Annotated in this window: 14 protein-coding genes; 6 read left to right on the forward strand and 8 right to left on the reverse strand. The window is 37.7% G+C overall.

The features are described 5' to 3' along the window. Positions 1 to 168 precede the first annotated feature (168 nt). Positions 169 to 753, forward strand: a complete 585-nt coding sequence (locus tag FXW34_RS12540) for a DUF5780 domain-containing protein (RefSeq protein ID WP_147534343.1) — start codon at positions 169 to 171, stop codon at positions 751 to 753. Positions 754 to 951: 198 nt separating this feature from the next. Here FXW34_RS12540 and FXW34_RS12545 read toward each other — a convergent pair whose 3' ends face one another. After that, positions 952 to 2,220: a mechanosensitive ion channel family protein gene (locus FXW34_RS12545; RefSeq protein ID WP_147534344.1), complete on the reverse strand. Its 1,269-nt coding sequence runs from the start codon at positions 2,218 to 2,220 to the stop codon at positions 952 to 954. Positions 2,221 to 2,775: 555 nt separating this feature from the next. On the opposite strand from FXW34_RS12545, the gene FXW34_RS12550 reads away from it, so the two are divergent. The 4 genes from FXW34_RS12550 to FXW34_RS12565 all read left to right on the forward strand — a co-directional run bounded on the left by FXW34_RS12550 (position 2,776) and on the right by FXW34_RS12565 (position 7,316). After that, complete coding sequence (locus FXW34_RS12550) at positions 2,776 to 3,447, forward strand: response regulator transcription factor (protein WP_147534345.1); 672 nt, start codon at positions 2,776 to 2,778, stop codon at positions 3,445 to 3,447. 1 nt (position 3,448) lies between these two features. Continuing rightward, positions 3,449 to 4,450, forward strand: coding sequence for a sensor histidine kinase (locus FXW34_RS12555; RefSeq protein ID WP_147534346.1), 1,002 nt, complete (start codon positions 3,449 to 3,451; stop codon positions 4,448 to 4,450). 129 nt (positions 4,451 to 4,579) lie between these two features. Further along, positions 4,580 to 5,347 carry an ABC transporter ATP-binding protein gene (locus tag FXW34_RS12560; RefSeq protein ID WP_147534347.1) on the forward strand — a complete coding sequence of 256 codons (768 nt, stop codon included), beginning with the start codon at positions 4,580 to 4,582 and terminating at the stop codon, positions 5,345 to 5,347. Next, on the forward strand, positions 5,340 to 7,316 hold the full coding sequence (locus tag FXW34_RS12565) for an FtsX-like permease family protein (RefSeq protein ID WP_147534348.1): 1,977 nt from the start codon (positions 5,340 to 5,342) through the stop codon (positions 7,314 to 7,316). The genes FXW34_RS12560 and FXW34_RS12565 overlap by 8 nt, the downstream gene beginning before the upstream one ends. A 298-nt stretch (positions 7,317 to 7,614) precedes the next feature. Here the strand turns inward: FXW34_RS12565 and FXW34_RS12570 are convergent, their stop codons facing one another. From FXW34_RS12570 to FXW34_RS12590, 5 genes are all read right to left on the reverse strand, one after another. Then, positions 7,615 to 8,607 carry a zinc-dependent alcohol dehydrogenase family protein gene (locus tag FXW34_RS12570; RefSeq protein ID WP_147534349.1) on the reverse strand — a complete coding sequence of 331 codons (993 nt, stop codon included), beginning with the start codon at positions 8,605 to 8,607 and terminating at the stop codon, positions 7,615 to 7,617. A gap of 294 nt (positions 8,608 to 8,901) precedes the next feature. Next, positions 8,902 to 9,417, reverse strand: coding sequence for a carbonic anhydrase (locus tag FXW34_RS12575; RefSeq protein WP_147534350.1), 516 nt, complete (start codon positions 9,415 to 9,417; stop codon positions 8,902 to 8,904). An 18-nt stretch (positions 9,418 to 9,435) separates the two neighbouring features. After that, complete coding sequence (locus FXW34_RS12580) at positions 9,436 to 9,816, reverse strand: Na-translocating system protein MpsC family protein (protein ID WP_147534351.1); 381 nt, start codon at positions 9,814 to 9,816, stop codon at positions 9,436 to 9,438. 37 nt (positions 9,817 to 9,853) lie between these two features. Beyond that, positions 9,854 to 12,472: a DUF2309 domain-containing protein gene (locus tag FXW34_RS12585; protein WP_147534352.1), complete on the reverse strand. Its 2,619-nt coding sequence runs from the start codon at positions 12,470 to 12,472 to the stop codon at positions 9,854 to 9,856. A 2-nt stretch (positions 12,473 to 12,474) separates the two neighbouring features. Then, the gene (locus FXW34_RS12590) at positions 12,475 to 13,989 is read right to left on the reverse strand and encodes an NADH dehydrogenase subunit 5 (RefSeq protein ID WP_147534353.1); all 1,515 of its coding nucleotides are present in this window, start codon (positions 13,987 to 13,989) and stop codon (positions 12,475 to 12,477) included. Between the two features lie 550 nt (positions 13,990 to 14,539). Between FXW34_RS12590 and FXW34_RS12595 the strand changes: the two genes are divergently transcribed. Further along, on the forward strand, positions 14,540 to 14,971 hold the full coding sequence (locus FXW34_RS12595) for a GNAT family N-acetyltransferase (protein ID WP_147534354.1): 432 nt from the start codon (positions 14,540 to 14,542) through the stop codon (positions 14,969 to 14,971). 73 nt (positions 14,972 to 15,044) lie between these two features. On the opposite strand, the gene FXW34_RS12600 is transcribed toward FXW34_RS12595, so the two are convergent. Both FXW34_RS12600 and mdh read right to left on the reverse strand, forming a co-directional pair. Further along, positions 15,045 to 15,500, reverse strand: coding sequence for a hypothetical protein (locus FXW34_RS12600; protein ID WP_147534355.1), 456 nt, complete (start codon positions 15,498 to 15,500; stop codon positions 15,045 to 15,047). A gap of 110 nt (positions 15,501 to 15,610) precedes the next feature. Beyond that, the gene (mdh, locus tag FXW34_RS12605) at positions 15,611 to 16,549 is read right to left on the reverse strand and encodes a malate dehydrogenase (RefSeq protein ID WP_147534356.1); all 939 of its coding nucleotides are present in this window, start codon (positions 16,547 to 16,549) and stop codon (positions 15,611 to 15,613) included. Positions 16,550 to 16,551 lie beyond the last annotated feature (2 nt).

Consider the following 16,551-nt stretch of genomic DNA (forward strand, 5'->3'; position numbering starts at 1 on the left):
ACCACGATTCATCCACTTGAACACCCATCCATCCCCATTTAACGGTTATTATTTTACATTTTTTTCAATTATTTTATAAATTTATCCTTTAATGTTATTTATTGAAGATATTGGTTGTGTTTTTCGCTATTGTAATATAATATCAATCTGTAAAAATGGAGGGTTATTATGAGTAAGGTTAAATCCTTTGGTAAGAAAATCTTAATTGGAATTGGTTCTATTTTTATCTTATTTATTGTCATTGGTCTTTTAACAGCTGAGGATGATACTGAAAAAGCAACGTCAGATGAGAAAGCATCATCTAAAAAAACGGAAGCGGTTGCAACAGAAGCAAAAACTGAAGCAAAAGAGGAAACAGCACCGGTTGAAGAAGTAAAAGACCAAACAGATGTATTAATTACAGCAATCAATACGTCAAAAGATATCATCGGTGAAGATACGGTAACTTTAGTGGTACAAAACAATACCGATAAAGTATTAAAAAACATTACTGTAGGAATTACGGGGTATGATGCAGACGGTTTTCCTATTAAACTCAATTTTGGATATGATGATGTATACGGTGGAAAAGCCGAAAACGTTAATTTACAACCAGGTCAATCAAAAGACTATAGTTGGACTGTTTATTCTAAAGAACATAACCTTGCCAAAGCAAAAGCTTGTATCAATACATATGAATTTTATGATGTAGCTGAACAAGAAAACGCATTCTTTTCAACATGGAGAACTCAAAACGCAAATAATCCATATTAATTCCGATTAAGTTAATTGATACACCAATTCACAACCAAAGCAACCAGATAATCACCTTCATGTTATTATATCAAAATACTAATAATCAAATAAAAGGAGCATACCTATTAGAGTTCATCTAATGGGTATGCTCCTTATTTTAATTGTGAACTTTTATTCGGCTTAGAAAATATCCACTGTTAAAGCAAATATTTGTCTTCAATGATTTCTTTCCTTTATCATAACGTCCTTATTAGTTTCATCGAGAACACCTTTTAAATCATTTCCAGATGGATTTTGAAATAAGTGAATTCCAAATTCCTGTGCGACCGCAAACAGATGGTCGAAAATATCCGATTGAATCGCTTCATATATATTCCACCGTACATCATTTGTAAACGTATAGATTTCTAAGGGCAAACCATGCTCTGTTGGCGCTAATTGCCTGACGATTAATGTCATTTCTTTATTAATACCAGGATGATTTTGCAAGTAATTAACGATATAAGTTCTAAAGACGCCGATATTCGTAAGGGCGCGTCCATTCACAGGGATATCCCGATTGATGTCATACATAGCATTAAACTCAGCTATTTCGATTTCCTTTTGAATAATATAATGGGATAGATAGTCAATTTTTTTAAATTTCTCAAGCATTGCTTCACTACAAAATTCAATACTATTGGTATCGATAAATAAAGAACGCTTAATTCGGCGGCCTCCTGAACTTTGCATTCCTCTCCAGTTTTTAAAAGAGTCGGAAATTAGAGCATAGCTAGGGATCGTCGTAATCGTTTTATCCCAATTTTGAACCTTTACCGTATTTAAAGAAATATCAATAATTTCACCATCGGCACCATATTTTGTCATTTCAATCCAATCTCCAACTCTAACCATATCATTGGCTGTCAGCTGCACACCTGCTACAAGTCCAAGTAATGAATCTTTAAAAACCAACATTAAAACTGCTGAGAGTGCACCAATACCACTAAGCAGGATAAAAGGACTTTCTCCGATTAAATTGGCAATAACTAAAATTGCTCCAAGCGTTAACACAACAATATTGACGACTTGAATATAGCCCTTTATCGGCCTACTTTTCGATATTTCAAAGGTTTGATAAATATCATTAATCGCATTTAACAGACTATTAATAACTAGTAATCCGACGATAATGATATAGGTAATCGCCCCTTTTTCGATAATCGTCTGATAATCGGGAAAAGTTGCAGCAAAGTAATAAATAATAATCGCTGGAACAATATGGGATAACTTATGAAAAACCTTCCTTTCCAAAACGATATTGTCCCAAGTGAATTTGTTATTATTGACGAAATGAGTGATGATTCTAATCACGATTTTTTTGGTAATAAAATTGACGATTACGCAGATGATTCCTATTAATAAAATCATGATAAATACCGAAAGATATTCTGCCCATGTTGGCGAGATATTAGCTTCAGCAAGTAAGTTATAAATGAATTCCATTTCTTCCCCTCCTCACAACATCATGTGAATATTAAACAAACAACGTCCAACAAATGTTAGAACGTTGTTTGTTTAGTTGGTCAATATTTTTCACACAACTTCCTTTATATCCTCTGTGCTTTGATTATTATTATTCATTATTTTCCGCTCGATTATCGTATGTCCGAGGCCCAGTTCTTTTGCTTCTAACTAGTTTGAATAAGGCTGCGGTATTTTGCATGGATTAGTCTACAGAAAATTTCGGGGGTTATGGCAACTATATCAAAATGTTCTAAACCAAGCTAACAGGAAAAAATAGCTTATTTAAGGCTCTCGTCTTTCTAACCCGTTATAGTAGGAGGAATTAAGACCTATTCTTAGAATAACTCTCAGTTTCTGTGGATATGGCCGGAATTCTCGAGGTAATGGTCAAACATTGGTAAGTTTCTGTGGATAAATTTATTAATAGCCGCTTTCTTGGACTTTCCATTCTAATTATTAAGATTGTAACAATCTAGTTTAATAAGCTAAAATGGGAAAGAAAACGTATCACACTCTATGATTGGAGGTTTTTTTATGTACAAACTATTAATTGTCGAGGATGATATGGTCATTGCTAGAACGGTAAGTCATCACCTTCAATCTTGGGGATTTGAAGCGGAATTTGTGACCGATTTCCAGAATGTGATGACCCAATTTGTTTCATTTGATCCGCAATTGGTGTTATTGGATATCTCACTTCCCTTTGTAAATGGATTTACCTTGTGTAGTGAAATTCGCAAAGTTTCCAAAGTACCGATCATTTTCATCTCATCTGCTTCTGATAATATGAATATTGTCATGGCGATTAATATGGGTGGAGATGACTTTATTGCCAAACCTTTCGACTTAAACGTCTTGACCTCGAAAGTTCAAGCTTTGCTTCGTCGTACCTATGATTTTACGGGACAAACCAATTTGCTTGAACACAAAGGGGCAATTTTAAACACAAGTGACGGAACCCTTACCTTTAATGGTGAAAAAATCGAACTAACGAAAAATGACCAAAAAATTCTGCACGTTCTGCTTGAAAATAAGGGCAAGGCGGTCTCAAGAGATGTCCTCATGACACGGTTGTGGGAAACGGACAGCTTTATTGATGATAATACACTGACGGTCAATATTAATCGACTCCGCAAAAAATTAGAATTACTCGGGTTGATTGATTATATTAAAACAAAGAAAGGCCTCGGCTATTTGGTGGACTGATATGAAAAATCAAACAGAAAACATCATTCTCCTATATTTACATAAAAACTGGAAACCAATTGCTTTGTTCAGCGTGTTTGTCCTCGTGTTTTCTATCGTGTTTTCCTTGAGCCATCTCCCCCTCGGCCCGATTCTCTACTCGACCCTATTATGTTTTTATATTGGACTCATCTTTTTTGTCGTTGATTTTTTCATATTTATCAAGCGTTACAAAAAGCTGCAAAAATCAAAGAAAACGATTATCGTGCATACCGACCAATTGCCTGCGCCCCAAAATGCAATTGAACGGCAGTATCAGGAATTGTTACAGATTTTATCGGAAAATAAAAACGAATTGACGGTTCAAGCTGACAATAAACAAAAGGATTTAGTCGATTATTTTACCCAATGGACACATCAGATCAAAACACCCATGTCTGCAATGCGTCTGTTGCTACAATCAGAACAAAATGAGCAAACTTCAGAACTCGAAATGGAATTGTTTAAAATTGAACAATATGTCCAATTTGTCCTGCAGTATCTACGATTAGAAAAAATGTCCAATGATCTCGTTTTTAAAAAATACGACTTAGATGACATTCTGAAAAGTGCTATCCGGAAAAATGCAAAAATGTTTATCCGCAAGAAAATCTCGCTAAACTATTCGGACGTAAACTGTACTGTGTTAACAGATAAAAAATGGCTGCAGTTTGTAATCGAGCAGATTCTATCGAACGCGTTAAAGTATACAAACGCTGGCTCGATTTCTATTCATATGAAAAATTACCGACTCATCATTGAAGATACGGGCATTGGGATTCTTGAAGAAGATTTGCCCCGGGTATTTGAAAAAGGTTTTACAGGATACAATGGTCGCACATCAAATCAATCTACCGGGCTCGGCTTGTATCTTTGCAAACAAATCCTAACCAAATTATCCCACGACATCGCAATTGAATCCCAAGTGGGAAAAGGAACAAAGGTCATGATTGATTTAGAAACGAAGGAAATTGGGGTGGAATAACCGAAAAACTTCCATCCTTACATTATTGTAAGTTTGAGCGTTGATATGTAAGCTAAAGCGATGTTTGTGCTAGATAGCCCCCTGATATACTGATCATATAAACAACATAAGGGACGGAGGAATTTAATCATGACCTTACTAGAAGTGAAAAATCTAAAAAAAGTATACACCACTCGTTTCAGTGGAAATCATGTTCAGGCACTAACAGATGTGAGCTTTTCAGTTGAAGAAGGCGAATATGTGGCAATTATGGGTGAATCCGGTTCTGGTAAAACGACCCTGTTAAATATTTTAGCTGCACTTGATAAACCAACGAGCGGCGAAGTTTTACTTCAGGGCAAAGATATCGTAGCCATTAGTGAAAAAGAAATTTCGGCTTTCCGCCGGCAAAATCTCGGTTTTGTGTTTCAAGACTTTAACCTACTCGATACCTTTTCAGTGCAAGACAATATCTTTTTACCACTCGTTTTATCCGGCAAAGCCTATCGTGAAATGAGTAAGCGCTTAAAGCCACTTGCTGAAAACTTAAGAATCAGTGATATTTTAGCAAAATTTCCTTATGAAGTATCCGGTGGTCAAAAACAGCGAGCAGCGGTTGCGCGCGCGCTTATTACGAATCCAAAGCTAGTCCTTGCCGATGAGCCAACTGGTGCGTTAGATTCGCGAGCTTCTGATGATTTACTGGAGATTTTTTCCAAAATTAATCAAGAAGGCCAAACGATTCTAATGGTTACCCATAGTACAAAGGCTGCCAGTCATGCGGGTCGTGTATTGTTCATCAAAGACGGAGCCGTGTTTCATCAACTCTATAAAGGATCGTTATCCAATGAAGCAATGTACCAAAAAATTTCGGATACATTAAACATCATTGCAACGGGCGGTGGTAGAAATGAGTAAGTTTTTCTACACCAAACTTGCCCTCACCAACATCAATAAGCACCGAAAAACGTATATTCCTTATATCTTTACGAGTATTTGTACCATCTCCATGTTCTACATGATGCATTTTATTTCTGGAAATCCTGGGCTAAAAGAAATGTCTGGTGGGGATTCTTTAATCACGATATTAAATTTAGGCAATATCGTTATCGGGATTTTTTCACTCATTTTCTTGTTCTATACGAATAGCTTCTTAATAAAACGACGAAAAAATGAGTTTGGATTATTTAACATACTTGGCATGGAGAAAAAGCATATTGCCAAAATCATTGTTTGGGAGACTTGCATCGTTACCGTTACGAGTCTTGTATTGGGGATAGTTAGCGGAATTGTTGTAGGTAAATTAATGTTTTTACTATTAAACTATATTTTACATTTTGAAATCCCGCTTACGTATTTTGTTTCAATAAAATCACTCGGAATTACCTTAGTTCTATTTATCGGAATTTTTGTGCTTACGCTTCTTAACAATTTAAGACAAATTCACTTGGCGAAACCGATTGAATTATTGCGAGGCGGTCAGGTCGGCGAAAAAGAGCCTAAAACGAAATGGTTCCTCGTCTTAATCGGGGTCGCGACTCTTGGATATGGATACTACATCGCCCTAGTGACAGAGTCACCATTAGTTGCGATAAATAAATTTTTCTTTGCTGTTCTGCTTGTCATTATCGGGACCTACGCTTTGTTTACAGCTGGTACGATCGCTGCGTTAAAATTAATGAGAAAAAACAAAAACTTCTATTACCAAACAAAGCATTTTATCAGTATTTCAGGTATGATTTATCGGATGAAGCAAAACGCAGTCGGCCTCGCAAATATTTGTATTTTGTCAACGATGGTGTTAGTGATGCTGTCGACCACCGTGTCGATGTATATTGGAATGGATGATTTGTTAAAAAATCGCTATCCGAAGGAAATGGATGTTTCCGCTAGGAATCTTTCTGAGGAGCAGTCTCGTGAAGTTGAAAAAATAATCCATGATTTAGCGAAAGAGTATGGAATAGAAATTAAAAATCCCGTTCATTATCGATCAGCAGGCTTTCCGACAATCAGAACGGAAAACAGCTTTAACATGGTCCGCCCAAACTCGAAAGCATTCTCAAATATTTCTGTCATTGAACTGATTACGGTTGACGAGTTTAATCAGTTGGAAAACCAATCTGCTACACTTGAGGACAATGAAGTTCTTGTCTACACGTTTAGAGGAGATCCTATTGGGGATACGATGACAGTCGAAGGACAGCAATTCAACGTAAAATCTCAAATAAAAAACCTATCCATCAACGGTGATTCTGCCGCCATGATAGCCGACACTTACTTCGTCGTCGTAAAAGATGAAGAAACACTTAAATCCCTGTATCCGGCTGAGAAAATGGAAGGGATGGACTGGAAAGACTTATCCTTCTTTTACGGCTTTGACGCTGAAGGAAGTGTAAAAGATGAGATCGCCCTTACCAAAGCTTTAACGCAAAAATTACAGGAGTCCTCTATCGATGGCCATGCAGAAGGTCAGGAAGAAGCACGAGAATCGTTTTATTCCATCTACGGCGGCCTATTTTTCCTTGGCTTATTCCTAGGCACATTATTCATCATGGCAACAGTCTTAATTATGTACTATAAGCAAATATCAGAAGGTTACGATGACAAAGAGCGATTTGCGATCATGCAAAAAGTAGGCTTGAGTAAAGCTGAAATTAAGAAATCAATTAAGAGTCAAGTCCTGCTCGTCTTTTTCTTACCGCTTGTCGCAGCCGTTGTGCACATCGCTTTTGCTTTCAAAGTCATTACAAAACTACTAGCCTTACTAAACTTAACGAACGTAGACCTCTTTATGATGTGTACTGCTTCTACCATTCTAATATTTGCTGGATTTTACGCAATGGTTTATACCTTAACAGCAAGAGAATATTATAAGATTGTTAGTTAGAGGCATGCCCATTTGAATGGGCTTGCCTCTTATTATTGTAGTGCGAACCATCTATGTATAGCTGAATTTTGATTTCCTTGTCATTGAAAATAAACGGAAAAATTCCTGCTAAATTAGAAAATACCCATATTTCCTAAACAATAAGAGGAGTTTTTCCGTCTATTTGATTTAAATCTTGGGATATTGGCTTTTTTTGAGCAGTTAAGCGGAATTTCTCCCCTTAAATTTGCTTCATTTGTCTCCATTTTTAAAATAAGTGGAAATTCTCCGCCTATGGATTCTGAATTCTACGCGAAAATCAATAGCTCGTCAAAAACACTTTTCCTTTTCGCATTTTAGAAGATTCAACCACATCAATTGCACTTTTAATATCAGTTAAATCGTAATGGGAATCTACCACCATCATTCTTAATTTTTCATCCTCGATCAGGCTTATCAGATGTTCAAAAGCGCCTTGCCATTCATCTGTCGACACCTTTCCATTCCAGTGCCGCAAATGAAATATATTGGCGTTTACTTTGGCTCTTTTTACAATATCAGCCCAGTTCACTTGTACCCCTGATAATAGTCCAATCGTGATAAAGTTCCCATTAGGGCGAACACAAAACGCCAACTCGTTCCCGGCTGAACCACCAATGGAATCGATTGCGGCATCGGCCCCTTTACCGTTTGTTAATTCCATCACGGTTTCGCGGAGTGGCATTTTAGAGGTATCAATCACTTCAGAAGCACCGAGTAGCAACAAATCTTCAGTATGCTTATGATTTCTTGTCACCGCTATCAATCGAAAGCCTAAAATCTTCGATAATTGTGCAAAAATATGGCCAATCGCAGACCCGCAAGCATTCACGAGTAAAACATCATTATGTCTCAGTTTTAACGCTTCCGTACAAACCACCCATGCTGTCAGAGGATTGATATACATCTGAGCTGCCGTAAAATCATCAATTGTATCTGGAATAACGACTGCATGTTGATCTGATGTTTTGACAAACTCTTGCCACGTCCCTTCCCCACGTAAAGGGAGCACACGTTTACCGATAAGATCTTTCGAAACTAAAGGACCTACTTCTTCTACAATCCCCACTCCTTCATACCCAGGAATATTAGGTAAAGAAATTCGATGAGCATATGAACCTCTTATCGGTATCAAATCAGAAGGATTAATCGGACGAGCCAACATCCGGACAAGCACTTCATCATCCTTAGGCGGTACAATAATCTTATTCTCAATTTTGAGGACATCACTAGGACGACCAAACTCGTAAAATTTCAAACATTTTGCGTTCAAGATTAATAGACTCCTTTATTATCTGTGGTACCTGTCACGCCCCGAAAAATCTTGTTTCACAGGATGTTCCACGCGTCGAAAAGATTATGATTCTCACATTGACCAACCACACGGTGAAATCACTGGGAGGTTACTGATTAGAACATTATTAGCAATGGCAATTCCTAAAAGCCTAAGAAAATAATCCCCCAAAGCTTTTGTATCATTTTGTCCATGAGAAATCAATCACTCTGGTGCTCTAATAGGAAAACAAAAGGTCATTCCCACCTCTTGTTTTCCCTTGGTTTTCCATCGTTAAAAATTCCCCGCCGTTTTATCAACTGGTTCATTATAGATTTTTTCGCCAACCATATCGATAAATAATTCGGTAACTTTTACATTGGTCGGCATTAAGGGATGATTTCGAATCACATCGGTCCTTTCAGCAGTGGTCAACGGTTTGCTTCCTTCAAGCCACTCTTTTACATTACTGTTAGGAAACTCGGGCCTACAATTTTTAAAGAGATAATCTACTGTTTCGATTTCTTCTTGGGATCCAATTCTTTCACAAATTTTGTTAAGGATGCTTCTGTCGTTCTTTTTAACATCATGCATGGAAACTAAATAGATTTCTTCGACATTTTCCATATAAACTGCCAAAATGATTTCCCTCATTAAATTACCAAAAGGCTCAATAGCATCATGTCGGTAACCGTGTATAAATAAGATACTTTCTGGATTGATACTCATCTTCTGCTTAATGATATTCTCTAGTTTGTGTTCCATCCCAATCACAAATAACACTTTAGTATTTTCATCTTTATTCAACACGTTCACCGCCTCCTTGATTTATAGTTCACCTAGGGATAATTTGCTTTGCAAATCACTTGAAAGCTTAAAAACTATGATTCGTTCACCTGTCTGAGTACTAAGATCAGTGAAAAAACTAACTACTTCTTGTCCTGTAAGGTTTAAAATGATTTCCTTTAATTCTTCTAATCCGGTTTCCACCAAGCTATTTCGATTCAATTTAACAGATAATAATCCTTCTTTATCTTGACAAAGTGCATATTCGGCTGGAGTTAAGATTCCGCGTAATCCAATGATGATCATGTCACGCAGTATATCTGATTTAACCGATACTGAACCACGTCCAAGATAATGCTTTTCCCAATGAGTTAATGCTTTACTTATTTCAGCTTCAAGTGCTCCTTTTGATTTAACAATCATACTAAACTCCCTCTCCTTCATTATTTAAATAACTCTGTTAAGTCCAGCTCATCCAGTTTCCTTCTGCATCTATTACAGCAAGACGAATCCATCCGTTTTGAATTTTTTGCCGAAATGCTGGAACTCGATCCAGTAACCGTTCAATAAATTCCTTTGGAGCATGAATCACGACCAACAGGCGTAAAGGAGCATGATAGATTTCTTGATCCGACTTCATTACAGACTGCCAAGGAAGTCCGGATAGTAAGTCACTTGCATTCCCCTGCATCACACCAATACCGGATGTCACCGTTTGAGTCGCTTTATTCCCACTGCCATAATAATGTGGTGCCACGGTTGACGCGTAATATTGAAGATTAATCCATTGGGCTACAGTTGTCGGGCCAGTAATGATATTTTCGAGAATGACACCGTTTTGATCCTTTTCCCAATTATAATTGTGGAGAAATGCTCTTCCATCTAAATGGCAGTCTTTAGTAAGTTTGCGGTCACCAATAATGAATGCGGCATTTCTCGCTAGGCCCCATTCGGGACGCACCTCACTCCAATCTTCTGACAAGCGCTGGGCTTCAATTATTGGATTTATTTTATCAGATCCAACTTTTGGTAACTTTGAAATTCGCTCAGCATTTGCTTCCTTCCTCACTTTAGTCAGTGTCACTTTGATTTGCTCAAATGCATCTTTCGCTTCATCTGATAAGGTTGGTACATAAAGCCAACGCAGTTCATCTAAGGTAGTAATATGTTCTGCTGCAACAAAAACAGTATCTTTCGGAATTGATATTCCCCTTTTTCCAAGTGATAATCTCACCTGTGGAAGATTACACAATGACGCTAATACTCGTGCATTAAAGCCACTTGATGCTCCGCCACATGCCCCGCAGTCTAATGCAGATGAATAGGGATTATTTGTACTGTGACTTCCATGGCCACATATAACTACTAAAGAAGCGAAATGATCTGTGAGCCCCATCATGGTTAACGCCTGATGAACATATTGCACTTTCTGTTCTTCGGTAAAACCAATCGGAAGTTCCGTTTCCACTGTATGTTTATATTCAAGTGATAGTTCAGTACTAGGTTTATGAAGCCATTTTTCACGAAACTTGCGGGACACAACACCAGTTAGCCGCGGAGTAAAGCTTCGTGCCAAAGTTTGAATACTTTGCCAGGGACCACTAATCTCTGGGAGTAGCATACTCGAAAGCACATTCTGTTTCATTGTTTTAAATGTATAGTTTATAGTCTTACCCACTTGCTTCCGTTGTTGATATCGATGTAATTTAGGCTCAGTTGACGATTCCTTAACTTTTAATTGCGGTTTGAACATGACTGGCAACGAATGATGTGTGTGTTTACTGCCAAGCTTATTAGTTTCAATCGGCAATCCAAAAAATCCAGCTGTTCCCAAAGTCTCAAATGGACCAGATTCTTCGAGTTTTCGGCGAAAAAGCTCTGATCGAACATCGATACAAAATACAAATTGAGCTTTTACATGCTTTACTTTTCCCATCATCGTATGTTTTTTGGAAGCAATCGTTTGCATGAGCTGATTTTCGTATGTTTTTTCCCATGCCTCTAGCCATAATCGATTGCGGAGAACCCTATCAAAACGGTCAGCCAGTGTCAATCGGGCCTGTATTTCTGTGGCGGATAACTGCGACCAAGCTTTGACAGGTAAGTTCCCCCATTCTTCCCAAGATAAAATCAATGATTCTAAGTTTACGTTTTGTTCTATTGATGGCTGAGGTAAAGGGAGATAGGGCTTGACCAAAACCTTCTCCAAGCATAAGCGAACAGCCAAATAGTCCATAAGTAGTGAGTTTTCTGGCGGTGATTCCTTAGAGCGCCATAGCATCATTCCTGCCCATCCCGGCAAGGCAAGTAAATGAGCTTCCAAATATTCCTGTATATCCGAATACGGAATTCCAAGTGCTAACAAGGCTTCTTTTAAAGCATGGTCTGCATCCTTATGTAAATTCTTTAGTTGATTTCGTTGTTTTTTGCTCAGTGATGGATCGTGTTGAACAAGTCTCTTCCAAGCACGATAGAACCCTTCTTCACGTTTGGGCATGGACCAGGCAGCGTGAGATCGATCCAAAAACAATTTACACCACTTGATGATATGGCTATTTAGTTCCTTTGTCGTCATTACACCGCTTAGCTTTTCGAGTCGCTGACTGGATGTTTGGACAGGCTGATTTTTAGTGATTTGGGATTGAAACCTACTTAATTTCTTTACGATAATTTTAGACTCAGGACTGGGTTTTATATTGATTGATTGTTTTTCTAGATTCAAACTTGCCCTGCAAAACCGTTCAGCATCTTCTCTTGGCATTTCAAATTTTTGAAAATCAAGCCATTGTGAAAGACTTTTTTCAAGTAACTCCTGATGAATCTCACCGTTTTTCCATGCCGACAACAAAATTGATTCATTTGGCATCATGTCAATATCACAAGCATATTTAAATCGGCGTGCTACTTGTTCAAATGTTTGTTCTTCTAATCCGACCCAGGGATTCCGCGCCGCAAATGTGTTAATGGGCCCCAGTGGTACGATTGTTTTGCTAGCTACATGAACCAAATCGTAAATATTAAGCTGAAGTTCAACAGGTTCTTTTTCCCATTTTAATACTTTGGCTAAACTTGTATACATCGTTATTTACCTCCTCGAGATAAGATTTGAGTCAAATACTTCGGGTGGCTTTCGACCAAATTCCGATGAGGCTCACCTAGTCGTACGAACCAAAGATAAATGACCGCGAAGGCTGTTGATGTACGATTTCGGGTGAGCCAGGCACCTAATGAACTGATAATCAATAAGACTAGTACGAGCGAAATAGCCGTAAATGCATGAGGGTGTTCACCTGTATGAATGGTACCTTCTAACAATTTATAAAATACTGTATGAATCAACATATATACAAAAGCAGCTCCAGCAAAGATAGAAATTCCGACCATTCGTGCGATATGTCCGTTCCCATTAACCACAAGTTGCGTCCATGCTAGGAACACTGACCATCCTAACGCCACTGCGCTTACCATTCGATACGCCTCAAAAGGTGCTTGAAGCCAATACCCAACTCCTACCATGACACTGGATACAACTCCCATAATCGACCATATATATGACTTTGACTTATTATTTTCGTGATTCGGGTCATGATGACGAATCGCAGAGCCCGCTTGTAGGAATAAGGTTGATTTGAACAGCCCATGTAATATTGCATGAATGATAGCTGCCAAATAAGCACCTAATGCACACTGGATGAGCATGAATCCCATTTGTGCTATCGTTGATCCAACCAATTGCCGTTTATAGTCAACTTGGACTAACATCATTCCAGTTCCAATTAAAACAGAAAGACTGGCTATTACGAGCAAAACAATTTGGGCTGGGTCCCCGTTAAAAAACGGTGCGAATCGAGTCAACATGATTCCACCCGCATTTACGATTCCCGCATGCATCACTGCAGATATTGGCGTTGGCGCCACGACCGAATCTAACAACCAGCGTTGGAATGGCCATTGTGCAGCCGGAATCATTACACTTAGGATGAACAGTAAGTTAATCAAGGTTTTTTCCCATGAAGCTAATTGTGCCAAGCTTTTTTCGGATAGGACTACAGACAACTCCCAGTGCCCTGTTGCTTGCGTCACCCAAATGATCACTATCGACAAAATAATCCAGCTAAGGGCAAACATTCGTCCCGTAAAAGCAGCAGCCTGTCTTGCCACTTGCCATTCTTTTCTTAATCCGATGAGCAAGGTTAGACCAAGAAGTGTTATCCCCCAGCAAACTAATAGTAAACGAAGATCATCACTTAGCCAGGCAAGTGCGTCAGCCGATGTTGTAATGGTGAGAAGTGCAAAATATTTTCGATAATGTCGATCACCAAGTAAATAATGAACTGAATAGCGCTGTACGATTAAGCCAACTGTAAGAACGAACAATGCTAAAATCCATGATAAGTGATCAAAACGCCAAGGCCCAAAGTTTCCTCCCTTATGATGAAAAATCAAGGCAAAAAGGACGATTACTGGGGGCAGAGAATGCAAAACGATATGCATACGGACAAAACGCAAGGGAATCTTTGAGTGTAACAACAATAATGAACTAATCACAGAAACTGCAACTGAAATAAAAAATACGATTGGCATGGAAACTAACATGTGATATTCCCCCATCGCAATATATGGATGGAAGTAACTGTAATGCCGAATAAATCCATCTTCATCATATGCTTCATTTTGAACCTTCCTTTCTGATGATTATGAGACAAACAAAAAAACCGACAATTTTTGAGTTTAACGGTTATTGAAAACCATTAAACTCGTAAATTGTCGGTTTACTATTAACTAGCCAAAATATTGGTTTTTTACATAGTCTACCTTTATAAGATATTTAAAAGTGGATTTTTTCTCGGTTATCTTAAAACAACTTTATCAATAGGATTACTTTTTCATCTAGTCAAAAACTTAACTTTATGCTAAAGCAATCTTTATTTACCATCTGTTTTTACATCATTAATATAGTGGATATGTTACTATTGTTTCAAGATTCTGTCAAGTCAAAATTAACAAAGGTAATGACTACCTTATGGGAAGTAATGATCATATAAATTCTTTGATACTGTTTTATAGACCGCTTCAGGGTACAAATCACTGCAAGCAGAACTTTGAATAATGATGTACTTATGCTATTTTTTTAAAGGGTGATATTGTGGAAATTAGATTATGTAAAGATACGGAAATTAGCAAATTAGCAGAAATATGGTACGAAGCTTCCTTAAATGCACATGATTTTGTAGATAAAGATTTTTGGGGATCTCAAAAGAATAACATGAAAGAAAAGTACCTTCCAATGGCTGAAACCTATGTTATCAGCAATGAGAAAGATGTTATTGGCTTTATATCAATGGTAGATCATTATTTGGCTGCTTTGTTCATTGATGTTAAGCAACAAGGTGCAGGATATGGTAGTCGATTGTTACATTTTATAAAAGGCCGAAGGGAAAAAATACAATTGAAGGTGTACAAAAAGAATACTAATGCCGTAAATTTCTATTCAAAAAATGGCTTTGTTATAAAAGAAGAATTACTAGATGAACAGACGGCAGAGGAAGAACTTTTAATGGAATGGAAAAAAATTTAGCGAAAACAAGAAACAAGGTCAATCATTCTTCAATTAATTTGAATAAGTAAAGTAGAGGTTTCCCTAAGTTTTCTTAACTTATGGGAAACCTGCTATTTCTTTTGTCCATCGCTTTATTTTGCTTTGCTGCGGCATTATAGGTTTTTAACTTTTTAAAATGCTTTTTCTTTTTTATGTACTTCTCGTTTAGAACTAGTACTTTTTGGTTTTCAGATGTTTCGTATTTCCGGTAAATTGAATTATATTTTACAAAAGCAAGATGTCCTAAGTAGTAAATTGGCAAGGTCATAAACAGAAGGATGGCTAATTGGAGGAACCAATTGTAATCCTTACCGAAACCGTATATGGTCATGACAGCATTTGCTGTGAGAGAAACCATTAAGGTGATCACCACATTACATATATGAAAAGAAATCACAGCTTGATGTTCACGAAATAATTGCTCTAATTCATTCTTGACTAATAGCGTGATAAATACCGATAACACAATGGCAATAAAGGAAACGAGATAAATGAGAGCCAAATCCAATTTTCTACCCCTCCCTGATAATCCCCTAATATTTCCATTATAACCTGTACACAAACAAAAGAACCAACTATCAAAATAGTTAGTTCGATGAAAAGTAGTAAAATATGTTATTATTTTACAAGTGGCAAAATGTCCTCTACTGATTTTGCCGATTTGTTCAGTGCTGCTTTTTCTTCATATGTTAACGGAAGTTCAATGACGCTTTGTATTCCGTTTCCACCAATAATTGTCGGTACACCTAAGCATATGTCGGTAAAACCATACTCCCCCTCTAAATAAGCAATGGTTGGTAGGATTCGTTTTTTATCTCGAATAATGGCTTCAGCCATCATAACAAGTGAGGCGGAGGGAGCATAGTAGGCACTGCCATTCCCTAGTAAAGAAACAATTTCTCCTCCACCCTTTCTAGTCCGCTCGACAATTGCATCCAAGCGTTCTTTCGAAATTAGCTTGTCAAGCGGTATTCCACCAGCATAGGAGTAACGGATTAATGGTACCATGTCATCCCCATGACCACCTAAAACAAAACCAGATACATCTTCTACCGATATATCCAATTCATCCGCAACAAATGTATTAAATCTAGCTGTATCTAAAACTCCAGATTGCCCAATTACACGGTTTCGTGGAAAATTCGTTGCTTTATAACACGCATACGTCATTGCATCAACAGGATTACTTAATACGATAATAAAACTATTAGGCGCGTATTTAGCGATATTAAGAGAGATTGAGTGAATGATTTTTGCATTAGTAGAAATAAGATCGGCTCGACTCATCCCGGGCTTTCTTGGTAACCCAGCGGTAATGATGACAAGGTCGGCTCCATCAAGCTCTTCAAAATTGGATGTCCCTTTAATAGTAGCATTGAAACGCAAGACTGGACCCGCCTCAAGAAGGTCGAGTGCTTTGCCTTTTGTTGGATTTTCCTGTGCTGGTATATCTAAAAGAACAATATCGCCAAGTTCCTTTTGGGCGAGCATTAATGCCGTCGTGGCACCTGTATGGCCAGCACCAATTACGGCGATTTTTGGACGTCTAAATCCCATGC

It is taken from the genome of Bacillus marasmi (assembly GCF_902168435.1).
Classification (GTDB): Bacteria; Bacillota; Bacilli; order Bacillales; family Cytobacillaceae; genus Bacillus_BU; species Bacillus_BU marasmi.

Bases quoted from the DNA above. Each gene is read 5' to 3' on its own strand.
- FXW34_RS12550 (WP_147534345.1), top strand. From the start codon at position 2,776: ATGTACAAACTATTAATTGTCGAGGATGATATGGTCATTGCTAGAACG.
- FXW34_RS12555 (WP_147534346.1), top strand. From the start codon at position 3,449: ATGAAAAATCAAACAGAAAACATCATTCTCCTATATTTACATAAAAAC.
- FXW34_RS12540 (WP_147534343.1), top strand. From the start codon at position 169: ATGAGTAAGGTTAAATCCTTTGGTAAGAAAATCTTAATTGGAATTGGT.
- FXW34_RS12585 (WP_147534352.1), bottom strand. From the start codon at position 12,472: ATGTATACAAGTTTAGCCAAAGTATTAAAATGGGAAAAAGAACCTGTT.
- FXW34_RS12580 (WP_147534351.1), bottom strand. From the start codon at position 9,816: ATGATTGTTAAATCAAAAGGAGCACTTGAAGCTGAAATAAGTAAAGCA.
- FXW34_RS12565 (WP_147534348.1), top strand. From the start codon at position 5,340: ATGAGTAAGTTTTTCTACACCAAACTTGCCCTCACCAACATCAATAAG.
- FXW34_RS12545 (WP_147534344.1), bottom strand. From the start codon at position 2,220: ATGGAATTCATTTATAACTTACTTGCTGAAGCTAATATCTCGCCAACA.
- FXW34_RS12560 (WP_147534347.1), top strand. From the start codon at position 4,580: ATGACCTTACTAGAAGTGAAAAATCTAAAAAAAGTATACACCACTCGT.
- FXW34_RS12590 (WP_147534353.1), bottom strand. From the start codon at position 13,989: ATGTTAGTTTCCATGCCAATCGTATTTTTTATTTCAGTTGCAGTTTCT.
- mdh (WP_147534356.1), bottom strand. From the start codon at position 16,549: ATGGGATTTAGACGTCCAAAAATCGCCGTAATTGGTGCTGGCCATACA.